Here is a 2,416-nt window from a genome sequence, read left to right on the forward strand (position 1 = left end):
GCGGCGTGCCGGACGGGGTCGGCTGCGGCGCGTTCTTGGTCAGCTCCGCCTGGATCTGGCTTTGCGCGCGCTGCCGCTCCATCTGCGGCACGTTGTAGAAATATTGCCAGGCGATCAGCACGATCCCGGACAGAATGACGGCGAGGATGGTGTTCCGATTGTCGATCATCGTTCAGGTCTCGTCATTCGATCCGGTTGACGGCTTTTGGCCCGCGCATCGTTCGCGGGCTGCCGGTCGAGGCGCCTTAGCGCCGTGCGAAAATCCTCAAGCAAGGTGGCAAAGTCGCGTGTGAGCGCCGCACGGCGGCCGACCAGCACATAATCATGGTGAGGTCGCGCCGCCATGACATCGGCAGCCCGTGCGAGTTCTCGCACCATTTCACGGAGCCGGCGCCGGATGCGATTGCGCTCGGTCGCGGTGCCGTTCTGCCTGGTCACGGTAAAACCGACCCGGATCGGGCCTAAATCATCTCGACGACGGCTCTGCAGGGTAAAGGCCGCCGCATTGACCCGCGCGCCCTTGGCAACGGCGAGGAAGTCCACCCGCTGCCTTAGCCGATCCATGAGAACGTCTCCGGAAGACGCCCGGCTCAGGCGCTCAGCCGCTTGCGGCCCCGCGCGCGACGCGCGGCGAGCACCTTGCGGCCGCCCGTCGTGGCCAAGCGAGCGCGGAAGCCGTGACGGCGCTTGCGCACCAGTTTGCTGGGTTGATAAGTCCGCTTCACGGGTCGTTCTCCACCGGCCGGGCAATCCGCCTGTTGAATTGCGCCTGTTGAATTGAAGGGGGTGTCCGGTGATGCTGGCCGCCCAAAACAGGCCGTTTCCGGCCCAAAACGAGCCGCCCCGGCAAGCCGGGGCATCGCGGACAATTGGCGCGGCTTATACGGGAGCGTCCAGTGCTCGTCAATCTGCAGCATGATCCGGCTGCAGCCGGCTCCGCGCGAGACGCGGAGCTGCCGCCGGTTCCCGGAAAAGACCATGTGCAAACAACGGACTAGCGCGACGGGGCAGATGAATCGTACACCTGCCGCACGGCTGCGATGGCGTGCTCCCCAAACGGTCGTATTTTGTGCCTGTCCCGCGAATATAATCGGATTCGTGGTGTTCCAGAGGTAAGGGATGGCAGCCGGGCGGCCTTCAACTTAACATGGACGTGCGAATTTGACATTAGCGATCCGTAATTTGACCGATCCGGAGACGGGTCGCATGCTGATCGAGAGGCCATAGAGGCGGAAAAACGGAAATCGTGTCAGCGACCGAGGAACAGCCGACCACCGAAGGGCCGCGCGGCAAGCTGCCGCGCCGACTTGGCCTGTCCGGCAAACTGCTGCTTTTGACCATTCCGCTGGTCATGATCGCGGGACTGATGATCTACGTGCCCGCGATCGCGAATTTCCGCATGAACCGGCTGAACGACCGGCTGGCCGCCGCTAACACCGCGGCGCTGGTGCTCGATGCGGCGCCGTCCGGCATGGTGCCGGATTCCCTGTCGCGGCAGATCCTCACCAGCATCGGCGCGCGCGCTGTCGCGATCAAGCTCGGGCAGCAGCGCAGGCTGCTCGCCAGTGCCGACCTGCCGGCGTCGATCGACCATGATATCGACCTGCGCGACATGACGGTGTGGTCGGCGATCGTCGATACCTTCGAGATGATGCTCGAACACGGCAACCAGGCGATCCGGGTGGTCGGCCCGGCACCGGGCGGCGCGCAGTTCATCGAGGTGGTGATCGACGAGAAGCCGCTGCGGGACTCGATGTACCGGTTTTCCCGTAATCTGCTGCTGGTCTCGCTCTTGATTGCGGTGTTGACCGCTGCGCTGGTCTATCTGGCGCTGCATTATCTGTTTGTGCGGCCGATGCGGCGGCTGACCGAGAGCATGGTCGCTTTCCATGAAAATCCGGAAAGCTCGGCGCGCATCATCGTGCCGAGCCAGCGTGGCGACGAGATCGGCGTCGCTGAGCGCGAATTGTCGGCGATGCAGCGCGATCTGGTGTCGATGTTGCATCAGAAGAGCCGGCTGGCGGCGCTTGGGCTCGCGGTCTCGAAGATCAACCACGATCTGCGCAACCTGCTTGCCTCCTCCCAACTGCTCTCCGATCAGCTTGCCAGCGTACCAGATCCGAGGGTGCAGCGCTTTGCGCCGAAGTTGATGCGCTCGCTGGAGCGCGCGATCGCGTTCTGCCAGTCGACGCTGTCCTATGGACGCGCCCAGGAGGCCGCGCCCGACCGCCGCATGATCATGATCGAGCCTGTGGTGGCCGAGGTCCGCGAGACCGCGGGGCTGGCCGCCGATGCCTCGATCACCTGGATCAGCGCCATCGAGCGCGGGCTTGCCGTCGATGCCGATCCCGACCAGCTGTTTCGCGTGCTGCTCAATCTGGTGCGCAACGCGGCGCAGGCGCTGGAAAGCCAGCCG

General features: G+C 64.6%; 3 protein-coding genes. 1 reads left to right on the plus strand and 2 read right to left on the minus strand.

What is annotated here, in order from left to right; genetic code table 11:
* Positions 1 to 165 precede the first annotated feature (165 nt).
* Positions 166 to 564, minus strand: coding sequence for a ribonuclease P protein component (gene rnpA / locus WCB02_RS12070; protein ID WP_423958430.1), 399 nt, complete (start codon positions 562 to 564; stop codon positions 166 to 168).
* Between the two features lie 26 nt (positions 565 to 590).
* The gene (gene rpmH / locus WCB02_RS12075; RefSeq protein WP_006609582.1) at positions 591 to 725 is read right to left on the minus strand and encodes a 50S ribosomal protein L34; all 135 of its coding nucleotides are present in this window, start codon (positions 723 to 725) and stop codon (positions 591 to 593) included.
* 521 nt (positions 726 to 1,246) lie between these two features.
* Here rpmH and WCB02_RS12080 point away from each other — a divergent pair.
* Positions 1,247 to 2,416, plus strand: a 1,170-nt coding sequence (locus tag WCB02_RS12080; protein WP_423958432.1) for a sensor histidine kinase, incomplete at its 3' end; no start/stop codon positions are given.

The organism is Bradyrhizobium sp., from assembly GCF_049581145.1.
Classification (GTDB): Bacteria; Pseudomonadota; Alphaproteobacteria; order Rhizobiales; family Xanthobacteraceae; genus Bradyrhizobium.